The 23,439-nt window shown below is 60.9% G+C and carries 23 protein-coding genes; 9 read left to right on the top strand and 14 right to left on the bottom strand.

Annotation, left to right across the window (positions count from 1 at the left end; translation table 11 throughout):
• Nucleotides 1–12: 12 nt before the first annotated feature.
• The 5 genes from G452_RS0114120 (at nt 13) to secF (ending at nt 5,042) form a co-directional block, all read left to right on the top strand.
• Nucleotides 13–1,110, top strand: coding sequence for a class II glutamine amidotransferase (locus G452_RS0114120; protein WP_022662908.1), 1,098 nt, complete (start codon nt 13–15; stop codon nt 1,108–1,110).
• Nucleotides 1,111–1,113: 3 nt separating this feature from the next.
• Nucleotides 1,114–1,872, top strand: coding sequence for a GltB/FmdC/FwdC-like GXGXG domain-containing protein (locus G452_RS0114115; protein WP_022662907.1), 759 nt, complete (start codon nt 1,114–1,116; stop codon nt 1,870–1,872).
• 25 nt (nt 1,873–1,897) lie between these two features.
• Nucleotides 1,898–2,254, top strand: a complete 357-nt coding sequence (yajC, locus tag G452_RS0114110) for a preprotein translocase subunit YajC (protein ID WP_022662906.1) — start codon at nt 1,898–1,900, stop codon at nt 2,252–2,254.
• Between the two features lie 122 nt (nt 2,255–2,376).
• The gene (secD, locus tag G452_RS0114105) at nt 2,377–3,948 is read left to right on the top strand and encodes a protein translocase subunit SecD (protein WP_022662905.1); all 1,572 of its coding nucleotides are present in this window, start codon (nt 2,377–2,379) and stop codon (nt 3,946–3,948) included.
• A gap of 11 nt (nt 3,949–3,959) precedes the next feature.
• Nucleotides 3,960–5,042 carry a protein translocase subunit SecF gene (gene secF / locus G452_RS0114100; protein ID WP_022662904.1) on the top strand — a complete coding sequence of 361 codons (1,083 nt, stop codon included), beginning with the start codon at nt 3,960–3,962 and terminating at the stop codon, nt 5,040–5,042.
• A gap of 175 nt (nt 5,043–5,217) precedes the next feature.
• Here the strand turns inward: secF and G452_RS0114095 are convergent, their stop codons facing one another.
• Entirely contained in the window at nt 5,218–5,889 is a 672-nt protein-coding gene (locus G452_RS0114095; protein ID WP_027189280.1) for an adenylate kinase, read from the bottom strand.
• 147 nt (nt 5,890–6,036) lie between these two features.
• On the opposite strand from G452_RS0114095, the gene G452_RS0114090 reads away from it, so the two are divergent.
• Complete coding sequence (locus tag G452_RS0114090) at nt 6,037–6,423, top strand: hypothetical protein (protein WP_027189279.1); 387 nt, start codon at nt 6,037–6,039, stop codon at nt 6,421–6,423.
• A gap of 10 nt (nt 6,424–6,433) precedes the next feature.
• Here G452_RS0114090 and tilS read toward each other — a convergent pair whose 3' ends face one another.
• The 5 genes from tilS to G452_RS0114065 are packed head-to-tail and all read right to left on the bottom strand — an operon-like array spanning nt 6,434 to nt 10,748.
• On the bottom strand, nt 6,434–7,474 hold the full coding sequence (tilS, locus tag G452_RS0114085; RefSeq protein WP_040368705.1) for a tRNA lysidine(34) synthetase TilS: 1,041 nt from the start codon (nt 7,472–7,474) through the stop codon (nt 6,434–6,436).
• Nucleotides 7,475–7,490: 16 nt separating this feature from the next.
• Nucleotides 7,491–7,838, bottom strand: coding sequence for a hypothetical protein (locus G452_RS0114080; protein WP_022662903.1), 348 nt, complete (start codon nt 7,836–7,838; stop codon nt 7,491–7,493).
• Entirely contained in the window at nt 7,838–9,232 is a 1,395-nt protein-coding gene (gene hemA, locus G452_RS0114075; protein WP_022662902.1) for a glutamyl-tRNA reductase, read from the bottom strand. The genes G452_RS0114080 and hemA overlap by 1 nt, the downstream gene beginning before the upstream one ends.
• 3 nt (nt 9,233–9,235) lie before the next feature.
• Complete coding sequence (ccsA, locus tag G452_RS0114070; protein WP_022662901.1) at nt 9,236–10,045, bottom strand: cytochrome c biogenesis protein CcsA; 810 nt, start codon at nt 10,043–10,045, stop codon at nt 9,236–9,238.
• Nucleotides 10,032–10,748 carry a precorrin-2 dehydrogenase/sirohydrochlorin ferrochelatase family protein gene (locus G452_RS0114065; RefSeq protein ID WP_327077713.1) on the bottom strand — a complete coding sequence of 239 codons (717 nt, stop codon included), beginning with the start codon at nt 10,746–10,748 and terminating at the stop codon, nt 10,032–10,034. The genes ccsA and G452_RS0114065 overlap by 14 nt, the downstream gene beginning before the upstream one ends.
• A 113-nt stretch (nt 10,749–10,861) precedes the next feature.
• On the opposite strand from G452_RS0114065, the gene G452_RS0114060 reads away from it, so the two are divergent.
• From G452_RS0114060 to G452_RS0114050, 3 genes are read left to right on the top strand one after another with little or no spacing between them, the layout of a single operon-like run.
• Nucleotides 10,862–12,139, top strand: a complete 1,278-nt coding sequence (locus G452_RS0114060; protein ID WP_022662899.1) for a GGDEF domain-containing response regulator — start codon at nt 10,862–10,864, stop codon at nt 12,137–12,139.
• Between the two features lie 6 nt (nt 12,140–12,145).
• Nucleotides 12,146–13,429, top strand: a complete 1,284-nt coding sequence (locus G452_RS19660; protein ID WP_022662898.1) for a glycosyltransferase family 9 protein — start codon at nt 12,146–12,148, stop codon at nt 13,427–13,429.
• Nucleotides 13,430–13,450: 21 nt separating this feature from the next.
• Nucleotides 13,451–14,722 carry a CgeB family protein gene (locus G452_RS0114050; RefSeq protein WP_022662897.1) on the top strand — a complete coding sequence of 424 codons (1,272 nt, stop codon included), beginning with the start codon at nt 13,451–13,453 and terminating at the stop codon, nt 14,720–14,722.
• Nucleotides 14,723–14,815: 93 nt separating this feature from the next.
• On the opposite strand, the gene G452_RS0114045 is transcribed toward G452_RS0114050, so the two are convergent.
• The 8 genes from G452_RS0114045 to G452_RS0114010 are packed head-to-tail and all read right to left on the bottom strand — an operon-like array spanning nt 14,816 to nt 23,271.
• A complete protein-coding gene (locus tag G452_RS0114045; RefSeq protein ID WP_022662896.1) occupies nt 14,816–16,054 on the bottom strand; it encodes a replication-associated recombination protein A in 1,239 nt (412 codons plus the stop codon).
• 12 nt (nt 16,055–16,066) lie between these two features.
• The gene (locus G452_RS0114040; RefSeq protein ID WP_022662895.1) at nt 16,067–16,804 is read right to left on the bottom strand and encodes an RsmE family RNA methyltransferase; all 738 of its coding nucleotides are present in this window, start codon (nt 16,802–16,804) and stop codon (nt 16,067–16,069) included.
• Between the two features lie 18 nt (nt 16,805–16,822).
• The gene (lysA, locus tag G452_RS0114035) at nt 16,823–18,061 is read right to left on the bottom strand and encodes a diaminopimelate decarboxylase (protein ID WP_022662894.1); all 1,239 of its coding nucleotides are present in this window, start codon (nt 18,059–18,061) and stop codon (nt 16,823–16,825) included.
• 58 nt (nt 18,062–18,119) lie between these two features.
• The gene (locus G452_RS0114030) at nt 18,120–18,554 is read right to left on the bottom strand and encodes a hypothetical protein (protein ID WP_022662893.1); all 435 of its coding nucleotides are present in this window, start codon (nt 18,552–18,554) and stop codon (nt 18,120–18,122) included.
• A gap of 19 nt (nt 18,555–18,573) precedes the next feature.
• Nucleotides 18,574–21,201, bottom strand: coding sequence for a DNA mismatch repair protein MutS (gene mutS / locus G452_RS0114025; RefSeq protein ID WP_022662892.1), 2,628 nt, complete (start codon nt 21,199–21,201; stop codon nt 18,574–18,576).
• Between the two features lie 10 nt (nt 21,202–21,211).
• Nucleotides 21,212–22,390, bottom strand: a complete 1,179-nt coding sequence (locus tag G452_RS0114020) for a tetratricopeptide repeat protein (protein WP_022662891.1) — start codon at nt 22,388–22,390, stop codon at nt 21,212–21,214.
• A gap of 9 nt (nt 22,391–22,399) precedes the next feature.
• A complete protein-coding gene (locus G452_RS19655; protein ID WP_022662890.1) occupies nt 22,400–22,774 on the bottom strand; it encodes a lipopolysaccharide assembly protein LapA domain-containing protein in 375 nt (124 codons plus the stop codon).
• Between the two features lie 14 nt (nt 22,775–22,788).
• Nucleotides 22,789–23,271, bottom strand: a complete 483-nt coding sequence (locus G452_RS0114010) for an HIT family protein (protein WP_027189274.1) — start codon at nt 23,269–23,271, stop codon at nt 22,789–22,791.
• Nucleotides 23,272–23,439: the final 168 nt, after the last annotated feature.

Genomic DNA, 23,439 nt, shown 5'->3' with positions numbered 1-23,439 from the left:
TGAGGAGAAGGGATGAAAGCGCCTGAAAGATATTATGATTTTCAGAAAGACATCTCCGGCTGCGGCATCTTCGGAGTCATCGACACCAAGCGTGAGTTGATTCCCGGCCAGGTGCCCATCGACGGCATGGCCTGCATGCACGACCGGGGCAACGGCCTGGGAGGCGGTTTTGCCGCCTACGGCATCTATCCGGACCACGCCGACAAGTACGCGTTGCATCTGATGTGCGACGACGAGCCTTCGCTCGCGTCCGCGCGGAAGATCATCTTCGAGTATTTCGACGTGGAGCACGACGAACCCATTCCCACCCGGAAAACCCCGGTAATCAAGAACCCGCCCGTGGTCTGGCGCTTCTTCGCCACGCCCAAGGCCGTTTGCCCCAAGGATTGCAAGGGCCTTGCAGAGCAGGACTTCGTGGTCGCCCTGGTCATGAAGATCAACACCACGGTTCCCGGTGCGTTCGTCTTTTCCAGCGGGAAAAACATGGGTGCGTTCAAGGGCGTGGGCTTTCCCGAAGACATTGCGGAGTTCTTCCGCGTGGACGAATACGAGGCCTACATCTGGACGGCGCACAACCGCTTTCCCACCAACACCCCCGGCTGGTGGGGCGGGGCGCACCCGTTCACGCTGCTGGACTGGTCCATCGTGCACAACGGCGAGATCAGCTCCTACGGCATCAACCGCCGCTGGCTTTGCGAAAACGACTATCTCTGCACCATGATGACGGACACCGAGGTCGTGGCCTACGAGCTCGACCTGCTCGTGCGCAAGCACGGCCTCTCCCGCGAGATGTGCAGCAAGGTCTTCGCCCCGCCGTTCTGGGACGAGATCGAGCGCATGCCCGAACGGGAAAAGCAGGTCTACACCGCGCTGCGCATGACCTATGGTCCGGGGATGCTCAACGGCCCCTTCGCCATCCTGGTGGGCAACAGCCAGGGTCTCTGGGGGCTCAACGACCGCATCAAGCTGCGTCCGCTGCTGGTTGCCGAGAAGGACAACAAGGTCTTCATGTCCAGCGAGGAATCCGCAGTGCGCAAGGTCTGCCCGGAACTCGACCGGGTCTGGATGCCCAAGGCGGGCGAGCCCGTCATCGTCGATCTGGAGGCATAACGCATGACCAAGAACAACCAGGCGGTCCTGGACGCGACCGATATCTACTACAAGCAGTTCAACGAGCAGATCCGCGCTCTGGTCCGCGAAGGCAAGACCGAGTTCATCCTGAACAACGTCAACGGCCAGCGCTACATCGCCACCGGGCTTGAGGGCGAATACAAATTCGTGATCAACGGCGTGCCCGGCCAGGATCTTGCGGCCTTCACGCGCGGCTCGATCATCCGAGTCAACGGCAACGTGCAGGACGGCGTCGGCAACACCATGGACGACGGCAAGATCGTCGTGGACGGCATGGGCGGCGACGTGGTGGGCTACGCCATGCGCGGCGGCAAGATCTACATCCGCACGGACGTGGGCTACCGCGTCGGCATCCACATGAAATCCTACCTGGACAAGCAGCCGACCATCGTCATCGGCGGCAAGGCGGGCGATTTCCTCGGCGAATATATGGCCGGTGGAATTATTTTGCTTCTCGGAATGTTTTCTGATAAGCCAGATGCGCCGATTACGGGACGAAGCCTTGGGACCGGAATGCACGGCGGCGTGATCTACATTCGGGGCGAAGTTCCCGAGCACCAGCTCGGACCCGGACTGCGCTCCCGGCCGGTTGATACCGCCGACATGAAGGTTCTTGAGGAAATCGTCAGGGATTACGCCGATGAACTCGGACTGGACGCGGAAGAGATCCTCTCCGAGTCCTTCACCAAGGTCCGGCCTTTCTCCCACCGTCCGTACGGCAACATGTACGTGCCGACCTAAGACGAATCGATTTCAGGAGGAATCCATGTTCACTTCCATCGCTCACGCCATGGGCGCCGCCCCGCAGGGCGGACAGGGAGCCCCCGAGGGCCTCGCCGGACTGCTTGCCGGTCCCCTGCCCATGCTCGTTCTCATGTTCGCCATTTTCTATTTTCTGCTCATCCGTCCGCAGCAGAAAAAGGCCAAGCAGCACAAGGAAATGCTTGCGGCCATGAAGGTCGGGGACAAGGTCATGACCGGAGGCGGCTTCTATGGACGCATCACTGAAATCGACCAGGACATCCTGACTGTCGAAATCGCCGAGAACGTCCGCGTCAAGATCAACAGAGGATACATCGCCGGCCCCGCCGACGCTTCCGTGAAGGTCGACAACGCCAAATAGGCGTTCGCCACCTCGTTTGACGAAGGGCAAGCATGCGGCTGCGTCGGGCTTACCGTCCTCCGGCCGCACTTGCCTTTCGTGCGTCTGTACGTATGTGCGAAACCTCGCCAAGGATACTCTAAATGAATACGATTCTGCGCTGGAAAATCATCCTGACCGTGGCGGTCGTACTCCTGGGCTTTTACCTCGCGCTGCCCTCTCTGCCGGGAGTCAAAGGTACAGCCCTGGAAAAGATCCTGCCCCACGACGCCATCAACCTCGGCCTTGACCTCAAGGGCGGCATTTTCCTGACCCTGGAAGTCAACATGGACAAGGCCGTGGACACCAAGCTCCGCAGGCTGGCACAGGAACTCAAGGACTACGCCGAGGAACGCGGCGTCGGCTTCCTGAACCCCAAGGTTCTCGACGACGGCACCATTGAAGTAAACCTTCATGACACTGCGCACCAGGATACCCTGGACAACGTGATTTCCGACAATTTCTCCATCATGACGCCTTCCGTCGAGTCCCTGCCCAATGGCGGACTGCGCTACGTCCTGACTGTTTCGCCCGATTACATCGAACGATTCAAGACGGAAACCATGCGCCAGACCGTGGAAATCGTCCGAAACCGCATCGACCGACGCGGCGTGGTCGAGCCGGACATCCGCGAGCAGGAAGGCAACCGCATCCAGATTCAGCTGCCGGGCATGGAAGATGCCGAGCAGGCCATCAAGGTCATCACCCAGATGGGCCAGCTCGAATTCAAGATCGAAGCCTCCGGCGTCAGCGTGGAGCAGGCCCGCCAGAACCCGCTCGAGTACGAAGTCGCCTTCGTGCAGGACGATCCGGGCGCGCCCATCGTGCTGCGCAAGAACCCGGTGCTCACCGGCGAATACATCGCCGACGCCGCGCCGCAGTTCGACCGCAACAACCGCCCCTACGTCATGCTCGAACTCGACAGCCGCGGCGCGACCATCTTCGAGCAGGTCACCGCTGCCAACGTGAACAAGCGGCTGGCCATCATCCTGGACGGCCGGGTGTATTCCGCGCCCGTGATCAACGAGCGCATCGGCGGCGGCAGGGCGAGCATCACCGGCAACTTCACCGTGCAGAAGGCCAAAGACCTCGTCACGGTGCTCAAGGACGCGCTGCCCGCCCCGGTTGAAAAGGCCGCCGAGTCCACCATCGGCCCCTCCCTGGGACAGGAGTCCATCGACAAGGGCATCAACGCCGCCATCATCGGCCTGACCCTCGTGGTCGTCTTCATGGTCATCTACTACGGGGTCGCCGGACTCTTCGCCAACATCGTGCTGGTGCTGAACATCATCCTGATCCTGGCCGGTCTGGGCGCCTTCGGCGCCACGCTGACGTTGCCGGGCATTGCGGGCATCATCCTCACGATGGGCATGGCGGTGGACGCCAACGTCATCATCTTCGAGCGCATCCGCGAGGAACTGCGGCGAGGGCTGACGCCCAAGGCCGCCGTGCAGGAAGGCTACGGTCGCGCCACGCTGACCATCATGGACGCCAACGTGACCACGGTCATCGCCGCCATGATTCTCTACCAATTCGGCACCGGCCCGGTGCGCGGCTTCGCCGTGACCCTGACGCTCGGTATCATCACCTCCATGTTCACGGCCATCTTTGTGTCGCGCGTGCTCTTTGAGCTCTACACGCAGAACAAAGACTCCCAGGCCAAGATCAGCATCTAGAGGGGGGGCATATGGGATTGCAGATCATCAAGCCTGACACCAGGCTCGACTTTATCGGTTATCGTCGCTGGGCCTTCGCCTTTTCGGCGCTCCTGATCCTCGTCGGACTGGCTTCCCTGTTCGTCAAGGGCGGCCCGCGCTACGGCATCGACTTCGCCGGCGGCATCATCATCCAGGCCAAGGTCCAGGCCGACCACGACCTGAACATCCGCGAAGTGCAGGACGCCGTCAAAAGCGTCAAGCTGCCCGGCCTGGTCGTGCAGGAAATCCTGGACGAAAAGAACGAATACCTGATCCGCACCTCGGCTTCCGACGTGGACACCGAAGTGGTCAAGGAAGAGCTGGTCAATGCCATTTCCACCGCCTTCAATGGCGCGGGAGTGGACGTACGGCGAACGGAAATGGTCGGCCCCAAGGTTTCGGACGACCTTCGTTCCAAAGCGCTTGAAGCCATGTTCTACGCGGTGCTGCTCATCGCCATCTACATCTCCGGGCGTTTCGAGCAGCGCTGGATGGCGGCGGCGGTCATGGCCGCGGGACTCTTCGCGGGCATAACGGCCTTGCAGTTCCTGGGCATGTCCATGTCGGTGCTCATTATCGGGGCATTGGCAATCACGCTCGGACTCTGTTGGTATCTCAAGCTCAACTATGCGCTAGGAGCCGTAGCCGCATTGGTGCACGACGTGATGATCACGGTGGGCGTCTTTTCCCTGCTCGACAAGGAATTCGACCTGACCATCATCGCGGCGCTGCTGACCATCATCGGTTACTCGCTCAACGACACCATCATCGTCTTCGACCGCATTCGCGAGAACGTCAAAGGGCGTTCCGGCGACAAGCTCAAGAGCATCATCAACCTGAGCGTCAACCAAACCCTCTCGCGGACCATCCTGACTTCGGGAACGACGCTGCTCGTCGTCTTTGCGCTCTTCGCCTTCGGCGGCAGCGCCATTCACGACTTCGCGCTGGCCATGCTTGTCGGCATCGGGATCGGTACCTATTCCTCCATCTTCGTGGCGAGCCCGATCCTGCTCGGATTCGGCCCCTCCGTGCCCACGGATGGCGAAGCTCCCTCAAAGGCCGTAAAAGCCTAACCGCCGTATCCATCGCACCTGCAAAGGCCTTCGCTTCCGAGCGGAGGCCTTTTTTCTGGCCAGGAACATGGCCCGAAACCGTGCCGTGGAACGGGAGCCTTCAACACGAGCCGCAAAAGAAAAGGACCCGCGGAAATACATCCGCGAGCCCCTTGTCAACCAGTGCGATCGGAGTCTAGTCGAGCTGAGCGAGCAAGGTTTCTTTGATCTCGGTGATGGTGCCTTCACCATCAAGCTCAATGTACTTGAATCCGCCGGTCGGGGCCTTGTCCTTGTAGAAATAGGAAGCGGCCAGGGTACCGGTCTTGGTGTCGTAGTAGATGTCGTGGCGCTTGGCGATGGCGGACTCGTCCACGTCGTCGGCACGCTCGGAAAGAGCGCCGCCGCAGACACGGCACTTGCCGTCCTTGGGAGCGATGGCCGGGATGCCGACGTTGTTCGGATGGTTCGGGTCGTTGGCGCAGAGGCGGCGGCCCATGATGCGGGCGGCAGCCACTTCGCGCGGCAGCAGGATCTCAATGACGTAGTCCAGCTTCACGCCGTCCTTCTGCAGAGCGTCCCAAAGCTTTTCAGCCTGGACGATGGAACGGGGGAAGCCGTCCAGCAGCCAGCCGTTGGAGCTGGCGTTCTTGAGAACGTCCAGAACCATGGGGATGGTGATGTCGTCGGGGACGAGCTCACCCTTGTCGATGTAAGCCTTGGCCTTGAGGCCCAGCTCGGTGCCGCCGCCGATGTGCTTGCGGAAAATGGCGCCGGACTCGATGTGATCCAGATTGTATTTTTCCTTGACCAGGGAGCCCTGGGTGCCTTTGCCGCTGCCGTTGGGGCCGAAGATCAGAATGTTCACGCTCTTCCTCCTAGAGACTCGATTGTGCAAAACGTAACAAGGTTCATTATCCCTAGTTCCCAGCAGTGTCAATGACTGGGGACTCGCGGGGTTGCGGGTTTGCCGATCTTTGCATCTCTGCTACGATCAATCCGCAAGGAGACGGAAATGCCGAAATCGAACCTGGAACGGAGCCTTCGCGCCGCCTGGCTGCTGGGGCTGGCCGGAGCGAGCGTCTGGATGCCGGTTCTGACCTGGAGCGTGCTGTCGGCCGGGGATGCCACCGGGGGCATCGTAGGGACGGGATGGTACGGCGCCTGCCTCGGCATGAGCTGGTATCTGTCCCCATGGCGCAATCCCGGCGTTCCGCTCTGGAAGCTCCTTTCGATCTGCCTGGGGTCCATCCTCGGCGGTGCTGTCTTCTTCACGCTGCGCTACAGGCTCTATGAAGAAGGCTCGCGTCATTTTGTATGGAGCATGCTCGCGCTCATGGCCATGTTTCTTCCGGCCTTTCTGGTAGGCAGGAAGACCTGGAGGGATTTCTTCCCAACATGAGCCGTTGTCGTCATCGATTCGAAGCTCTTGGGTCCGGGCCGAAGAGAATTCCTTTGGAAGTGACCTTCGCCAGCTTCAGTCCCGGAAACTGAATAGAGGCATCCCGACCTTCCATGGCGGCCTCGTCCAACTGATACAAGGCATCGCTGAGCGCCTGTCCGGCACCGAGACGGTCGAGCAGCGACTTGTACAGCCGCAAGCGCTCGGCCGGGTGCAGCGATTTCAGCCGTCCATGGGCAAGAAACAGGCAATCGCCGCGCAGTTCCGGCTCTGCTTCTGCCAATCGATCATCCCAAAAATCCTCGTCGGTGCGCGCTTGCCTCCAGAGTCGGGCAACGCTTTCAAGATAGTTCGGATTTTCCCGGATCAGGAGAGGCAGCACGGTATTGCGCATGCGGTTTCTGGCGGCCGAGGCCAAGACATTGCTCGCGTCCTGTTGCCAGCTCACCCCGCAGTCACGCAGGAAGTCCAAAAGCATGGCCTTGGGGGTCAAGAGCAGGGGGCGCAGCAGATGGCGGCGGGAATCGAAGCAGGGCAGACCGCCGAGCCCGGGCCAGCCCGCTCCCCGGGCGAGCCGCAGGAGCACGTCTTCGGCAAGATCGTTGAGGTGGTGGGCCGTGCAGATCAGCTGAGCGCCACATTCGCCACGCACCTGTTCCAGCAGGGCATAGCGTGCCTCGCGCCCGGCCTCTTCCAGGCCCAGACCGCGCTCCGCAGCCAGCGCCGCGACATCCAGCCGTTCGCAGACAAGCTCCAGTTCCAGCGCTTCGCAGAGCTGCCGGACAAATTCCGCGTCCTCGGCCGATTCCGGCCGCAGGCAGTGGTCGAGATGAACCACGACGACGCGGACGCCGCAACGTTTCGCGAGGCAATTCAGGATGATCGTCAGGGCTGTGGAATCCGCGCCGCCCGAACAGGCGGCGACAAGGTCGCCTGAGCCGAATTGAAGATCAGCCTCGCATCCCGTGTGCTGGCGGATGAACCGCTCCACGCCGAGACAGAAATGTGCCGGCCGGGGCGGGAGTTCCTGAAGGGAGCGGGGCGGGCGCACGGCGATCCCTGCGTGCCTAGACAGGCACATCCTGGTCGCGGAAAAAGTCGTCGAGCAGGCCGATCATATGCTCGCGCTGCTCCTTGGTGGCATAGGCGACGCAGGAGCAGCGAATCCTGTTGCGGGCGCGGACAAGCAGCTCCAGCTTGAAATCATGTTCTTCGACCCGGTCCACCTTTTCCAGCGCCATCATGTACGGACCGCACTCGCCGAGGTGTTCGCGCTGCTCGTCGGTCAGGCGTTCCTCCGGGACCGGCAGGTACCAGATGGCTTCGATGGGGCCGCGCCAGCCCTTCTCATCCAGGGCGGTTGCGATTTTTATGGCGTTGTCCTCGTAGATGTCCTCAATCAGATAGCAGCGCATCAACAGTCCTCGTTCGAATTGTCATGGTTTTGGAATTCGGAGTCGTCCTGCTCCATGTCGCATTCGCAGTCGTCGCTGGAACGGCGGTCGGCATGGGCGTCCGGCGGAATGCAATCGTTGTCGAGATTGAAGAACCGCCGCGCCGTGTCGATGACCCTGTCCGCAACGCCGTCTTCGCGCGTGCGCCTTTTGAGAAAGCAGACCGGCTCGTGCAGCACCTTGCGGCTTACGGACATAACGAGCGTTTCAAGCGCGTCGCGGGTTTGCTCGTCCACATCGCCGATGCGCCGGAGCGTCTTGGCCAATTCCTTGCGGGCGACATCCTCCGCGCGACCAAGCAGATCCACGATGGTCGGCTGCAGATCAAGAGTCGTGAGCCAATGCGCGAAGGCCCGTGTTTCCTCGCCCACCAGGGCGCGCGCCTTCACGGCTTCGTCGCGCCGCTGGGCCATGTTCTCTTCGACGACCTCCTTGAGATCGTCGATGTCGTAGAGATAGACGTTGTCCAGGCTGTTCACGTCCGGATCGATGTCGCGCGGAACGGCGATGTCGATGAAGAACATGGAGCGCTGCTTGCGCCGCTTGAGCACCGCCTGCACGTCGCGGGCGCGGATGACCGCCGTGGGCGAACCCGTGGAGCTGATCACGATGTCGACTTCTGCAAGACGGTCAAGCAGGCTCTCGATGGGGATGGGCTCGCCGCCGAGGTTGGCGGCCAGGTTCTGGGCGCGGGCCAGGGTGCGGTTTGCGATGATCAATTTTTCCACGCCGTTGTGGAGCAGATGCGTCGCCGCGAGTTCCGCCATTTCTCCAGCGCCCACAAGCATGGCGGCCTTGCCCTGGAAGCTGCCGAAAATCTTGCGCGCAAGCTCCACGGCCGCGAAGCTGATGGATACGGCGCTGGAAGCGACGGCGGTTTCCGTGCGAACCCGCTTGGCCACGGAAAAAGACTTGTGCAGCAGGCGGTTGATGATCACCCGCGCAGTGCCGCAATCCACGGCGTGGCGGTAGGCGTCCTTGAGCTGTCCCAGGATCTGCGGTTCTCCCATGACCAGGGAATCGAGGCTCGACGCCACGGTGAAGAGATGCTCCACGGCGGCGAGGCCTTCGAAATTGTACGTGTGCTCGGCAACTTCCGAAACGCTGCCGTTGCAACGCTTCGCCCAGTAGGCGTGGACCTCGGCAAGAACATCCGTGCCGGACTCCGGGGCGTGCTCGCTGACGCAGAGCAATTCCACCCGGTTGCAGGTGGAAAGCGCCATGACCTCGCGCACGGGGCAACTCTCCAGAAGTCCTGCCTCAAAGCCTTCAAGGCTCGTCAGGGCGTAGCGCTCGCGGATCTCGACGGCGGCGGTGCGGTGATTCAGGCCGGTCAGGTATATGAATTTATTCATTGTCTACGACTTGAACGTGATGGTGTGATGGATGAGGGAGACTACCATGAGCGCAAAGACCCAGATGGCCAGCCATGCGGGTTTGCGCCCGCGCCAGCCGATGATGACGCGCTGATGAAACAGCACCGCGAAAAGCAGCCAGACGCCAAGGGAGGTGAACTTCATGGCGTCCCAGCGAAAAGCCTTTTCCGGATCGATCCAATACCAGATGGCCAGGGAGAAGATGCCCAGCGTGTAGAGCGGAAAGCCGAGGCTCACCGCCCAATGGTTGACGCGGTCGAACACCTCCAGCGATGGCATGGCGGTGTTCATGTTGCCGAGGGAAGTCTTGCTCTTGATCTTCCGGTTCAGGCTCAGCCAGGCGAGGCCCGCGCCGGAAGCCAGCGCCAAAAGCGCCAGGGTCACGGCCAAGCTGCCCACGTGCAGGCCGAAGAACAGCGCCGTGAGGCGCGGTGGGATCTTGATGACCAGATCGCCCGCGGCCAGGGAGGACGAATAGAGCAGCAGGGCCAGGGGCAGGGCCGTAAGCGAAAGGAACGAGGACTTCAAGCGCCAGCGCAGGAGCAGGTGGATGGCCAGCAGGGTCCAGGCGACGAAGCTGAAGTAGAACGCGCCGCCGAGCAGCGCGGCCTTGCCGAGACGGACGAAGACCAGGGCGAGATCCAGGCTGTGCAGGGCGAAACCGCCGATGGCCAGACCGCCCGCGACAGAGGAAAGACGGTCGTTCTTGACGGTCAGGCCGATGAAGAACAGCAGCGCGCCCAGGAAATAGAACCCGATGACGGCAAGGGGAAGGAGCTCAAATGATTCCATCGAGCAGCTCCGGGATGTTGGGATGCAGTTCCTGAGGCAGGTTCGCGGTCAGGCAACGCCAAATCGCGTCCGCATCCTTGGTTTCGAGAAAATGCAACAGGTCCGAGGCGACGAGGGACCGAAAGATCCGCGTGTTGTCGGCCGTGGGTTTGTCCAGAGCCAGCAGAAGCGGACGAATCCGACCCATGATCGCGAGCAGCAGAGTGTATTCGCAACCGAAGCTCTCTTCAAGTTCCTTGCGGATCTTCCGGGACAGGGCAGGGCTCTGTCCGCAGGTGGATACCGTAAGCATCAGATCGCCGCGCTGCAAGGTCGCGGGAACGATGAAGCTGCAATTGTCGGGTTGATCCGCGACATTGCAGAGCAGGCCCCGTCGGCGGCAAAGCTCGCCGATCCGGCTGTTCAGCGCAGAATTGGACGTGGCCGCGATGACCAGAAAACGCCCATCCAGATCGTCCTCGCGAAAAGCGCGCTGCTCGAAGCGCAAGGCCGGATCGGCGAGCATCGATTCAAGCTCGGGCGCGGGAGCCGAAAGGTCGAGCGCGAGAACGCCGCCCGCGCCGCTTTCCAGCAGGCTCTTGATCTTGCGGATGCCGACCTGGCCCGCACCGACCACAAGACAGCTTTTCTCCGCGAGGTTGAGCAGAATGGGGTAATAGCGCATCTCATTATCATATACCATGCGTTCCGGGCTGTAAAACACGAATCTCCAAGGCTCCTTGCCAGGGCCGATGCGATTGGGTACATTTTGCATCTTCCGGATCGGGCTTTGCCGCGACGAACCGGAACGTTTCAAACCGCCTTGCCGGAGGTCCATTGCAAGCGAGCGCCTTCAGCCTTTCCGCCCTGGTGGCGGACGGCGACGAATACAGTCGCCAGGAAACCGCAGGATTCCTGAGCCGATGCGTAAGCAGGGTCCACCAGGCCGCTGATGGGCAATCGGCCTTTCGCCTTTACGAAGAGCACGTCCCCGACATCGTCGTGGTGGACATGGTCCTGCCGGACATGGACGGACGTCAGCTCATGGTCAGAATCCGCGAACTCGACCCGGAAGCACCTTTTCTCGTTCTCTACGACGGCTACTCTCCGAGCAGCCTGCTCAAAGTCCTGGAACTCAACGTTTCCGCCTTTCTCTTCAAGCCCGTGTCGCCGGAAAAGCTGCGCATGCATGTCGGGCGCATCGCAAAAACGCTTTTTCTCAAGCGCCAGTTGCTCGAAGCCCGCTACACGCTCGAACATCTCCTGAACATGTATCCGAGCTTCGCCGCCATGGTCGAGGACGGCAAGATAGCCTATCTCAACCGCAGATTCCTTGAATACCTCGGATTCAAGAATTTCGAGCAGTTTCGAAACAGCCCCGGAGGACTCGACTCCCACATCCGCGAGATCAACGGCCACCCGTACAGCAAAACGGACGGCGCCTGGGCAGCTCTGCTGACGGACGACCCCCTGGACCGGGACCACATGCTCCGCCTTTCCAATCCGCGCCACCCGGAACGCCGCCCCCAGACCTTCATCGTGGCCTTCAACCAGTTTCCCATTCCCGGCCGCTATCTGTTCACCTTCACCGAGGTCAGCGAACTGGACGAGGAACGGGCCTCCCTGGAATCGCGGGCCTTCATCGACCCGCTGACCGGAGCGCTGAACCGCCGCAGCTTCATGGACCGCCTCGCCAGGGAGCAGATGCGCACGCTTCGGGGCGGGGAGCCCTTCAGCCTGATCATGTTCGACATCGATCACTTCAAATCCATCAACGACAGTTTCGGTCACGACGTGGGCGACACCGTACTCAAGCAGCTCACGGATCTCGTGCTGGAAAACGTCCGCGAGGGCGACTCCCTGGGACGCTGGGGCGGCGAGGAATTCATGCTCCTTGAACCGCGCGCAGGACTCGACTCTGCCGCGCGTCTGGCGGAACGCCTGCGCGAAGGCATTGCGGCGCATCACTTCACCGGAGTGCCGCGCCCCGTAACGAGCAGTTTCGGAGTCGTGCAGCATCGGCCTGGCGAGGACATGGACGACTTGACCAAACGGGTCGATCAGGCGCTTTACCGGGCCAAGGAAAGCGGCAGAAACCGAGTGGTTTCGGAGTAATCGCACATGTCCAAGGTGCTCATCGTCCAGCTGGCCCGTTTCGGAGATCTTGTTCAGACCGGACGGCTCGTCTCGTCGCTCCAGGATCTCGGACACGAAGTCCATTTCTGCCTGGATCGTTCTCTGGCCTCCCTTGCTGAGCTGCTTTTCCCCCAAGCCGTAGTGCACCCCGTTGCCGCGCACCGCGCGGACAGCGACCCGATGCGCGTGTTGCTCGAAAACCGCGCCGCTTTTGACGCTCTGACGGCTCTCGACTTCGAATCGGTGTACAATCTCAATTATTCCGGATTGAATTTTCAATTGGCCACGCTTTTCGACGCGGATTCTGTCCGGGGCTACAAGGTCCGAAACGGCCAGCAACTCATGGATCCCTGGCCTGCCATGGCCATGCGCTGGTCGCGCGACCGCCGCATCGGACTCAACCTCGTGGACTTCTGGGCCGGATACGCCGCAAAAATGCGTGCCCCCGGTTTGATCAACCCGGAAGCGGCTCCCAAAGGCGGCGGAATCGGCATCGTCATGGCCGGACGCGAATCCCGGCGCTCCCTGCCCATTCCCGTGCTGGCCAACGTGGCCCAGGCCGCATGGAGATCCGCGGGGGAGGGCAGGGTGTTCCTGCTCGGTTCCGCCACGGAGAGTCCCGCGGCCCGGCAATTCCTCAAGCTGGCCCCTGCGCCCTTGCGCAGCGTCGCCACGGACCTGACCGGAAAGACGAATTGGGGTTCCCTGGTCGAAATCGTTGCCGGTTTGGACAGGGTGCTCACTCCGGATACCGGCATCATGCACCTTGCAGCACATCTCGGCGTGCCTGTGACCGCCTTTTTCCTTTCTTCCGCCTGGTGTTTCGAAACCGGGCCTTATGGACTCGGTCACACCGTCTATCAAGCCGTGCAGCCCTGCCTGCCCTGCCTCGAAACCAAGCCCTGCCCGCACGACGTGCGCTGCGTCCAGGCCTTTTCCGATCCCGGATTCCTGCGGTTTCTTTCCACGGGCAAAGTCTCCCACGCTGTGCCGGGAATCATCGGCCTGAAGAGCGGATTCGATTCTCTGGGCGTTGTCTACGACTGCTTCGGCGGGGAAGACGCGGATGCAGCGCGGCGCAGCGCGTTCCGTTGCTTCCTGGCGGACCATCTCGGTCTGGCAAAACCTGCGGCAGCGACGAACATGGGCGCGGAATTCGCCGACAGGCTGTACCTGGACCGCAATTGGATCGTGTCTCCGGATGAAAAACGCTCTCCGGACATCTCCTCGGATTGTATCGACAAGCAGCAGCATGATTTGTCTAGATAAACTATAGAAAAAGTATAGACTATGAACAAACCTCTGCGAATACTCGTTGTTTTGCCGATGTACGGCGGATCGCTTCCCGTGGGCCAATTCTGCGCCCAAGCCCTGCGCCAGGAAGGACATCTCGTGGAGGTCTTCAACGCTCCCGAATTTTATCCGGCGTATCGCTCATTCGAGAATCTGCGCGTAACCACGGATCGTCTCGACTATCTGCAAAACAGCTATGTCCAGATCGTCTCCCAGGGCGTGCTGGCCAAGGTGGAGACCTTCGAACCGGACATGGTCCTGGCCCTGGCCCAGGCGCCCCTGACCCGACAGGTTCTCAAGCGCTTGCGCAACGACCATGTCGTTACGGCCATGTGGTTCGTGGAGGACTTCAGGCTCTTCACCTACTGGAAAACCTTCGCCCCACTGTATGATGTGTTCGCCGTCATCCAGAAGGATCAAATATTCGATGAACTCAAGGCCATAGGCCAGGAAAACGTTCTCTACCTGCCCTTGGCGGCGCAGCCGGATTTCCACCGCCCTCTGGAACTTTCTTCGGTGGAGCGGCGCAAGTGGGGATCGGACGTTTCCTTCATGGGCGCGGGATATCCCAACAGGCGCTTGGCGTTTCGGGAACTGCTCGGCTTCGACTTCAAGATTTGGGGCTCGGACTGGGACGGCGACCATGTGCTCGCGCCTTACCTCCAGATGGGAGGCGCGCGCGTCAGTTCCGAAGAGTGCGTGCGCATCTTCAACGCCACCAAGATCAACCTGAATCTGCACTCCAGCGTGCATGTGGAGCAGCTTGTCAGCCGGGGCGATTTCGTCAATCCCCGCACCTTCGAGGTGGCCGGATGCGGCGCGTTCCAGCTTGTGGACGAGCGCAGCCTGCTTCCGGAATCTTTCCGCGACGATGAAATGGCGACCTTCACCAGTCTTGAAGATCTGAAAGAAAAGATCGCCTACTATCTTTCCAGGCCGGAAGAACGCGAGGCCACTGCGCAACGAGGGCGGGAGCGCGTGCTTGCGGAACACACCTACGCCCATCGCATGGCAAGCCTTGTGGAATTTACCGCCAGACAGATTCCCGGTTGGCCGTCGCCCCGCGCGGGAAGCAAGGCCGCCAGCGACCTGCCGCCGGAGCTGGCAGCGGAAATCGACGCACTGATTCAGCGTTTGGGCCTGCCGGGAGATGTCGGGTTCGATGATTTGATCTGGGCATTGCGCCAGCAAAAAGGCAGGCTTTCCGGACTGGAAACCGCGTTGCTCTTCCTGGACGAATGGAAGAAGCTTTACGCTTCAAAGACATAGGCTTTTGGCGAGCACGAGAACGACGAACGGAGAGCCCCGCGTTTTCTCCAAGGCAAGAGGCGCACCTCGTGCGAAACGAACCGCAAGCGGCCTTCAGCGGCGGGGAATCTTTGCGGAGCGAAGATGGGCTTTGAGCCAGGCCAGAATCCTGGGTTCCGCCCCCTGGTCCTTGGGTTCGTAGAACCTGCGCTCCGCAAGATTGTCGGGCAGATAACGCTGATCGACCCAAGCTCCTGGAAACGAATGCGGGTACTGGTAGTTCCGTCCGTAGCCCCATTCCTTCTGCAGCGCGGTGCTGGCATTTCGTAAATGCAGCGGAACCGGCTGCATCCCGTTTTGCCGTACTTCTTTCTGGGCGTTGGCGTAGGCAGCATACGTTGAATTGCTCTTCGGAGCCAAAGCCAGATAGACGGCTGTTTCCGCGAGCGGAATACGTCCTTCGGGCATGCCGACAGCTTCCACGGCCTGGTGACAGGCCACGGCCAAGGGCAGGGCCTGGGGATCGGCCAGTCCGACATCCTCGCTGGCCGAGATTATCAGTCTTCTGGTCACGAAGCGAGGATCCTCGCCCGATTCCAGCAAACAGGCCAGATAGTAGAGCGCCGCGTCCGGATCGCTGCCCCGGATGGATTTGATCAGGGCAGAAGCCAGCTCGTAATGCGAATCGCCGCCCCGGTCCCCGCGAATGACCAATTCGGGCAGGCTCTTGGCCAGCTCTTCCGGAGTGCGCTTTTCCGCAGGCAGGGCCAGACTGTATTCCAGCAGGTTCAGCAGGGTGCGCGCGTCGCCGCCCGCCATGGTGCAAAGATAGTCCCTCGTCTCGTCCCCAAGCTCGGTTTCCATGTCCTTTTCGCCACGACGGACCACCTCGGCCAGTTCCTCACGGCTGAGACCGCGAAAGCGGAGCACATGCAGACGTGACAGCAGTTGGCGCGTGATGCTGAAGGACGGATTTTCCGTGGTGGTGGCGATGAGGGTCAGCTCGCCGCTTTCCAGGCCGGGAAGAAAAAAGTCCTGTTGCGCCTTGGAAAAACGATGCAGTTCGTCAAGAATGAGCAGGTTGTAGCCCGCCATTTTCTTGCGCAGGACAGGCAGTCCGGCTTCGGGTGCGCTCACGCGGATGAAGGGTCTGCCCGTGACCTTGGCCAGAAGCAGGGCCAAGGTTGACTTTCCGCAACCGGGCGGACCGAAGAAAAGAAGGCTCGGCAACCGCTTGACGCGAAGAAAGGCGTCCACCCGCTCGCGCAGCTGGGGCTGGCCCACGAATTCATCCATATTTTTCGGACGAATCCTGTCAGCCAGGGGTTGGTTTTCGGTAAGATGGAGCTGCATGGGAATAATCCGTCAGTTTGCGGCCTCTTCGGCACCATGAAAGGCCAGAGATAGACAGTGCAGGGCGGCGGTTTCCCAGCGCAAGACGCTTCGCCCCAGAGTCACGGGCTCGAATCCCGCATCCAGAAGTCGTCGGACTTCCGCATTGTCCAGTCCGCCTTCCGGGCCGAGCGCGGCCAGGCATCGTCCCGTGGCGAGCATGGCGGGCCGGAGCAGGGCAGGGGCCTCCGAGGACTCCCAGAGCAGAAAGCGCCTCTCGAAACGGGTGCCGAACTCCTCCAACGCTTCGATCCCCCCGTGCAGGGAGTCCAGTTCAGGAAGCCAGGGATTGCCGCACTGCTTGGCCGACTGGACCAGCTTCTCGCGCCAGGAATCCTTGACCGGCGGCGGTTCCCCCTGGCTTCTGGCGGCTCTCCAGAATGCGATTCCTCCGGCGCACAGCTCCACGCTCTTTTCCATGAGCCAGCCGCGTCGGGAGGACTTGTTCCAGCCCAAAGCCAGCGTCAGCCCCGACAAAGGCCGGGGGTGATCCGCAATTTCGAGAGCCTTGAGCCGGGCCGCCTTCTTGCCGCCGGGCAAGAGCTCGAAGAGGCCATCCCGTCCCTGACCGTCGAAAAGCCGGACCTCGCTTCCGGGGGGAGTGCGCAGCACCTGAAGCATATGCTTGGCTTCAGGCCCTTCCAGGAGCACCTCGCCGCCCGGAGCGGGCCAGCTGTCCGCCGACAGGTGAAAGGAATTCAAGCGGCTCATGACGCGCCTGCGGCCGGACTAGAGTTCCAGCGCAACGAGATCTTCATAGGTTTCACGACGTCGCGCCACCGTGACCTTGTCGCCGTCCACGATCAGTTCCGCGGTACGAGGCCTCGAATTGTAATTCGAAGCCATGGTGAAACCGTAGGCTCCGGCGGAAAAGACCGCCAACAGCTCGCCCTGCCTGATTTCCGGCAACTCGCGGTCACGGGCCAGAAAATCGCTGGACTCGCAAATCGGGCCGACCACGTCGTACATCTGCGGAGCGCGACCGTGCTGGACGACCTCGCCGATGCCGTGGAAGGATTGGTAGAGCGCGGGACGGACCAGATCGTTCATGGCCGCATCCACGATGACGAAATTCTTGCTCGGCGTGCTTTTGAGATACTGCGCCTCGGTCACGAGGATGCCCATGTTCCCGGCGATGACCCGACCGGGTTCCAGGATCAGCGTCAGCGGCAGATCCTTGATCGCGTCCGAAAGGGCCTTGCCGAAAACCTCGGGATGGGGCGGTTCTTCCTGGTCATAGGTGATGCCCAGCCCGCCGCCGAGATCAAGATAGCGGATGTCCATGCCCATTGCCTGAAGCTCTTTGTAAAACTTCAGAATCTTCTGAAGAGCTTCAAGAAAAGGCTCGATGGTCGTGAGCTGGGAGCCGATGTGGCAGTCGATGCCGATGGGTTCGATGCCGGGAAGTTCCTGGGCCAGAGCATAGGCGATGCGGGAGTGCTCGATGTCCAGTCCGAACTTGTTTTTCTTCATGCCGGTGGAAATGTACGGATGGGTCTTGGGATCCACGTCCGGATTGATGCGGAAGCTGACGCGAGCGACCTTGCCCATTCTCAGGGCGATGTCGTTGATGCGCTCCAGTTCGGGCATGGATTCGACGTTGAACATCAAGATGTCGGCTTCAAGGGCCTCCCGGATTTCATGGGCCTTCTTGCCTACGCCGGAATAGACGATCTTTTCTCCGGGAACGCCCGCCTTGAGCGCTCGATAAAGCTCGCCGCCGGAAACGATGTCCACGCCGCCGCCCATTTCGGCCATGAGCCGCAGAACGCCGATATTGGAATTGGCCTTGACGGAGAAGCAGGTCATGTGGGCCAGTCCGTCGAACGCCGAGTCAAAGGCTTTGAAGTGGCGACGAATGGTCGAGGCGGAATAGACGTAGAGCGGGGTCCCGTATTCTTCGGCCAGCTTGCGAACCGGCACTTCCTCGGCGAAAAGTTCACCCTTTCTGTATTCGAAATGGTTCATATCTGTATTGCTCCTTTTCTATGGAAGGCAATCTTCCCTGTTTGATCGATCCACTATGTTAAGGCGAGGATATGAGCACGCTGCTGCGCACTGGTTGGAGCGAACGCAGGGAGCTGTGCCCCACGATTCTGAACTTGTACTCGCGCGCAGGCTCGACGTCGCAGACCACCAGGCGCACATAAGGCCCGATTTCCTCGTAGCCGGAATCTCCAGGAGCGAGATCCACGAGCCGGTCAGGGCTGAACGGACATTCGACGCAGCCCGCATCCGGCCCCAGCCCTTCCAGCTGCACCGTCACCGAGGCGAGATTCTGATACGCACCTTCCAGGCGTCCTTCGATGACGAGGCAACTCCCCTGGCGTTCCCCGGTGACCAAACGCCAAAGAAACTGGTCGTCCGCGCTCTGGGGCTGCGGCCAGCCCTTGTAGCCCAGGGCGCAGCCCGAAAGCAAAAGGCAGGCAAGACCGAAAACGGCCAAAAACATGCGGGACATCCGACGCCTCCTGTGCGGCTTATGCATGGGACCGCTTCCACTGGTGCAGAATGGTCAAGGCCTGGAGCGGAGTCAAGTCGTTCAGGTCGAGGGCCCGCAATTCCTCCAGCAGCGGATGCTCCTGTGGTTCCACAGGATCGCTCTGCCGCTGGGCGATCATGCCGGGCAGCAGGGACTGGGAAGCGCGCTCCACGGCGCGGGCCTTGTCTCCGCTGCTTTTTTCCTCCAGCCGGGCCAGCAGCTCGCGTGCACGCTGGACAACGGGCATGGGCACTCCGGCCAGCCGGGCCACCTCGATGCCGTAGCTCTTGTCCGCTGGACCGGGGATCAGCTTGCGCAGAAAGACGATGTCGCCTTTCCATTCCTTGACCGCGATGTTCAGGTTGCGCAGGCCGTCGATGCGGCCTTCAAGCGAGGTCAGCTCGTGGTAATGGGTGGCGAAGAGAGTGCGGATGCCGCCTCTGGCCCGGCGCGAAAGTTCCTCGACCACGGCCCAGGCGAGAGCAAGCCCGTCGAAGGTGCTCGTGCCCCTGCCGATCTCGTCGAGAATCACGAGGCTGCGCTTGGTGGCCAGCCGCAGGATGCGCGCGGTCTCCATCATCTCGACCATGAATGTGGACTGCCCCTGGCTGAGGTTGTCGGAAGCTCCGACGCGGGAGAAGATGCGATCCGCAAGCCCCAGACGCGCGCGACGCGCAGGAACGAACGAACCGATCTGGGCCAGTATGAGGATGATGGCCGCCTGCCGCAACACGGTGGACTTCCCCGCCATGTTCGGCCCGGTAATCAGGAGGATTCTGCGTTCGGGAGAAATCGTAAGCGAATTGGGGATGTAGTTGCCGCCCACAGCCGCCTCCACCACCGGATGCCTGCCGTCCTCGATTTCGATCTCCATGCCTTCGTGGAGCTCAGGCGCGGTCCAGGCCTGGGAGCGTGCCGCCTCGGCCAGGCCCTGCCAGTGATCCAACGCGGCCAAGGCCCCGGCCATGAACATGAAACGTTCCCTGGCGCGGGAAAGAATGTCGCGGAGTTCGATGAATAAATTGTATTCCAGAGCCTTGCGTTCATCCGAGGCGGAAAGAAGACGCTCCTCCATTTCCTTGAGTGCCGGGGTCACGTAGCGTTCGGAATTGACCAGCGTCTGTCGGCGGATGAAATGGTCCGGCACCTGCCCCTTGTAGGCCTTGGAAACTTCAAGGAAATATCCGAAGACCTTGTTGAATCCGAGCTTGAGCTTGGGGATGCCGCATTCGTCCCGTTCCTTTTCGAGCAGCCGCTGAATCGCGGCCTCGCCATGTTCGGTCAGCTCGATCAGTTCGTCCAGATCGGGCCGGTAGCCCATGCGGAAAAGCCCGCCCTCGGTAATCTGCGGAGGAGGGGAGTCCGACAGGGCAGTGGCCAGCAGTTCCGCCAGATCTTCGAGCGAATCCCAACTGCCGAGCAGGTCGCGGATCGCAGGGGCGGGCGTTTCCGCCTCCAGAAGCAGCGTCCGCACGGGCGGCAGGGTCTCCAGGCTGCGGCGCAGCGCGAGAAGATCCTTTGGGGTCGCCCGCCCAAGCGTGACGCGCGTGGTCAGCCGTTCCATGTCGTAGACCGCGTCGAGCAGGCGGCGCAGCTCGGCGCGCAGGCCGTCGCGCTCCGCAAAAAAAGCCACGCTTTCCTGGCTGGCGCGGATGGGGCCGGGCTCCCGCCAGGGGCGCTTGAGCCTTTCTTCCAGAAGCCGTCCCCCCATGGGAGTCATGGTTCTGTCCAGCACGTTCCAGAGCGTGCCGCGCCCGGTGCGCCCGTCCAGGCGCCGGAAAATCTCCAGATTCCGTTCAGTGACCTCGTCCAGGAGCAAGTGCCTGGAAAGGTTCAACTGCTTGAATTCGCCGAGGTGGTCCATCTCGCGCAACTGGGTCTGCCGCAGGTAGAGAAGCTGCGCGCCGCACGCCCGGACCAGCTCCGGAGATCCCTTGAGATCCAGGGTTTCCAGGCTCTCCACGCCCTGATTTTCAAGCAGCGCGCGTCGTGCTGTTTCCAGGTCGAAATGAGGCAGGAGCGGAAGATGCGTTACCCGCGAGCCAAGGTCCGCATAGGCGGCCGGGAGATCCGTTCCCTTGGGCAGAAGCAATTCGCTGGGTTCGGCCTTGATCGCCCATTGCCAGAGTTCTTCCTCGCGCCGCGAGGTCAAGCCCGTCCATTCGCCGGTGGAAAAATCAAGCCAGGCCAGGCCGCCCTGGCCCGCATCGCCGTCCCAGACCAGGGCCGCAAGGTAGTTGTGCGACTTTGCCGGAAGACTGTCGTCTTCGGACAGGGTTCCGGGAGTGAGAACACGGGTGACTTCCCTTTTGACGAGTCCCTTTGCCTGCTTTGGATCCTCGACCTGGTCGCAGACAGCGACCTTGTATCCTTTGGCGAGAAGCTGCGAAAGGTAGCCCTGCACCGCGTGGTGAGGCACCCCGCACATGGGGGTCTTGTTTTCTGAGCTTGGATTCCGGCAGGTCAGAGCGATCTGCAATTCCCTGGCTGCGATTTCCGCATCCTCGAAGAAGACTTCGAAAAAATCGCCCATGCGGTAGAAGAGCAGTGCATCGGGATGCTGCTCCTTGACCTGGAGATAGTGCTCCAGCATGGGGGTGAGCTTTTTGATCGGCTGGGAACTCATCGGAAAAGGTTCAATCGTCTATGCTGGCGCGAAAGGTGATGGAGTGCCAGCTCTTGCAACGGGGGCACACGAAGAAAAGCGTGTCCCGCTTCAAGCCGCAGCGCTTGCAGATAAACCGCTTCACGTTCCTGGCCTTTCCAATGAAAAATTCGAGTTGCTCCTCGAAAAACGGCGTCAGCGTCTGATCCTGGCGGGCAAGGTTGAACAGCTCCAGCCGCGCAAGCCAGAAATCATGGTCCAGGCTGAGAGCGCGCTCCAGCCAGGAACGGGCCACAGCGTTGTAGCCGCTGGCCAGCAGAAGCATGGCACCGTAATAGCTCAACATCGCGTTCGGCTGACGCTCGTCCAGAACGGGAATGATTTCCCGCTTGAGTTCTTCGTCGTTGAGGCCCCCGCTTCGACGCACAGGCTCCTCGCACGGCTCGTCGTCGCCGACGTCTTCGTCCGGCGGCAAGGCGGACGCGCGCCATTGACGGACATGCTCCATCAATCCTTCGAGAACGGCGAAACACAATTCCTCTGGCACGTTGTCCAGAGCCTCGCGAAGGGCCTTGCCGAAAAGATCTGCGTCGTCGCGGTCATGCAGTTGGATCAGACGTTCGAGCCAGGCTTCCACGGAACCGGGATAGGCTTTGAGAGCCTGCCGAAGGCTGCGGTCGGAACGGGAATTGTCGCCGGCATGCCGCTCTTCCTGAGACTGGCGGACAAGATAGTGAGCCTGGGCAGGAGGAAACTCCAGTTCGCCATAGAGTCTGGCGGCCTGTGAAAAATCGTTGCCCTGGGCGGCGAGCCGAGCGCGCTCGAGAAGCAGGCTGGCCGTGCGTCCGCCAAGACGTTCCGCCTCGTCCAGAGCCTTGGCGGCTCTGTCGAGAAACCCGCCACGCCGGAAATCCCGCCCCAGTTCATAATATGCTCTGGCTTTGAACTCCGAGGCCAAGCCAGGGCGGACGATGATGTTGTTGCGAATCTGGATGGCGCGTTCGATCTCCCCCTGCGCTCGGTAGAGGCTGCCTAGAGCGAGGTAGATTTCCACCACCTCGGAATTGTTCCGAACCACCTTGCTGAGTTCGTCGATGGCCGCCTTGGTGTCCAGGCTGGAAGCAATGTCGAAACGCCCCTCCGGCTGGGTCAGATCCGGCAGGCGATCCGAATCCGAAATCTTGCGGGAACGGAACAGATTACGCAGCAAGCGATCCCCCTAGTTGTTCTCTTCCTGCGGCTGGGACGAAAGGGAATCCGTGCCGAAGCCGTTGGAATAATTGGTATCGTTCAAAGGAAGATTGCGGAGGGAGGTGAGCTCCTGCTCCAGGCTGCGCATCTTCTTGTTGCAGGAGCGAAGCTGACGGGTGGAATTGATCTTCTCGATGACGAAATACAGCAGGCTGAGCAGCACGCCGAGCAAAAAGGCCCCGACGACCACCGCATAGAGGGGGATGCCCGCTCCGACGAGCTTGACCGCGTACAGGTCGAGCTTGATGTTCAGCATCGCGGTGAACTGCGCGTCGTTCTGCATGAAAAAGAGAACGCCGACAGCGACACAGAGCGCCAGGATGGCCAGCTTGACATAGCGCATTATACACTCCCTCGTTATTTGGTTTCGAAATAGGGTTTCAACATGCCGTAGGTCGATTCCAGGTGTTGGGGAATGACGGTGGTCTCACCGAACACGGCCATGAACGAGGCATCGCCATTCCAGCGGGGCACAAGCTGCCAGTGCAGGTGCGCGGCGATGCCGGCGCCGGCCGCATCTCCCAGATTCAAGCCCACGTTGATTCCCTGAGGCCGAAACGCTTCCTTAAATATATGCACGCATTTGCGGATCAATTCAACCGATTCCAGGGCTTCCTCCGCAGACAATTGCGTGATGCAGGAGACATGGCGGAAGGGGCAGACCATAAGGTGCCCGTTATTATATGGAAACTTGTTCATGATCACAAAGCAGTGCTTTTCCCGATGCAAAATCAGCCGCTCGTGGTCTTCGGAAGAATCCGCAGGAATGCAAAACACACATTCATCCGGCTTTGGGCCGAGAATATAGTTCATTCGCCAAGGCGCCCAAAGAACATCCATTGCCATGAATACAACACCTTTCTTGATCGTTTTCATTGTGCGGACGGCGAGATAGGGCAAAAGCTCGTCCCAGCACATCGCTCTTCGCGAAGTCGCTACGGAAGCGGGAAGGGCGACCGCAGAGTTCCAGAAAATCAAACTCGTTTAATACACTGCTCGCAAACCAAG

Source organism: Paucidesulfovibrio longus DSM 6739 (genome assembly GCF_000420485.1).
In the GTDB taxonomy this organism is placed as follows: domain Bacteria; phylum Desulfobacterota; class Desulfovibrionia; order Desulfovibrionales; family Desulfovibrionaceae; genus Paucidesulfovibrio; species Paucidesulfovibrio longus.
This window is presented reverse-complemented; position numbering and strand designations above follow the sequence as displayed.

Excerpts from the sequence above, each read along its gene's own strand:
- ccsA (WP_022662901.1), bottom strand. The coding sequence starts at position 10,045 with ATGGAATCATTTGAGCTCCTTCCCCTTGCCGTCATCGGGTTCTATTTC.
- G452_RS0114120 (WP_022662908.1), top strand. The coding sequence starts at position 13 with ATGAAAGCGCCTGAAAGATATTATGATTTTCAGAAAGACATCTCCGGC.
- hemA (WP_022662902.1), bottom strand. The coding sequence starts at position 9,232 with ATGAATAAATTCATATACCTGACCGGCCTGAATCACCGCACCGCCGCC.
- G452_RS0114115 (WP_022662907.1), top strand. The coding sequence starts at position 1,114 with ATGACCAAGAACAACCAGGCGGTCCTGGACGCGACCGATATCTACTAC.
- lysA (WP_022662894.1), bottom strand. The coding sequence starts at position 18,061 with ATGAACCATTTCGAATACAGAAAGGGTGAACTTTTCGCCGAGGAAGTG.
- G452_RS0114045 (WP_022662896.1), bottom strand. The coding sequence starts at position 16,054 with ATGCAGCTCCATCTTACCGAAAACCAACCCCTGGCTGACAGGATTCGT.
- G452_RS0114090 (WP_027189279.1), top strand. The coding sequence starts at position 6,037 with ATGCCGAAATCGAACCTGGAACGGAGCCTTCGCGCCGCCTGGCTGCTG.
- yajC (WP_022662906.1), top strand. The coding sequence starts at position 1,898 with ATGTTCACTTCCATCGCTCACGCCATGGGCGCCGCCCCGCAGGGCGGA.
- G452_RS0114050 (WP_022662897.1), top strand. The coding sequence starts at position 13,451 with ATGAACAAACCTCTGCGAATACTCGTTGTTTTGCCGATGTACGGCGGA.
- G452_RS0114040 (WP_022662895.1), bottom strand. The coding sequence starts at position 16,804 with ATGAGCCGCTTGAATTCCTTTCACCTGTCGGCGGACAGCTGGCCCGCT.
- G452_RS0114010 (WP_027189274.1), bottom strand. The coding sequence starts at position 23,271 with ATGGATGTTCTTTGGGCGCCTTGGCGAATGAACTATATTCTCGGCCCA.
- secF (WP_022662904.1), top strand. The coding sequence starts at position 3,960 with ATGGGATTGCAGATCATCAAGCCTGACACCAGGCTCGACTTTATCGGT.
- G452_RS0114030 (WP_022662893.1), bottom strand. The coding sequence starts at position 18,554 with ATGTCCCGCATGTTTTTGGCCGTTTTCGGTCTTGCCTGCCTTTTGCTT.
- G452_RS19660 (WP_022662898.1), top strand. The coding sequence starts at position 12,146 with ATGTCCAAGGTGCTCATCGTCCAGCTGGCCCGTTTCGGAGATCTTGTT.
- secD (WP_022662905.1), top strand. The coding sequence starts at position 2,377 with ATGAATACGATTCTGCGCTGGAAAATCATCCTGACCGTGGCGGTCGTA.
- G452_RS19655 (WP_022662890.1), bottom strand. The coding sequence starts at position 22,774 with ATGCGCTATGTCAAGCTGGCCATCCTGGCGCTCTGTGTCGCTGTCGGC.
- mutS (WP_022662892.1), bottom strand. The coding sequence starts at position 21,201 with ATGAGTTCCCAGCCGATCAAAAAGCTCACCCCCATGCTGGAGCACTAT.
- G452_RS0114080 (WP_022662903.1), bottom strand. The coding sequence starts at position 7,838 with ATGCGCTGCTATCTGATTGAGGACATCTACGAGGACAACGCCATAAAA.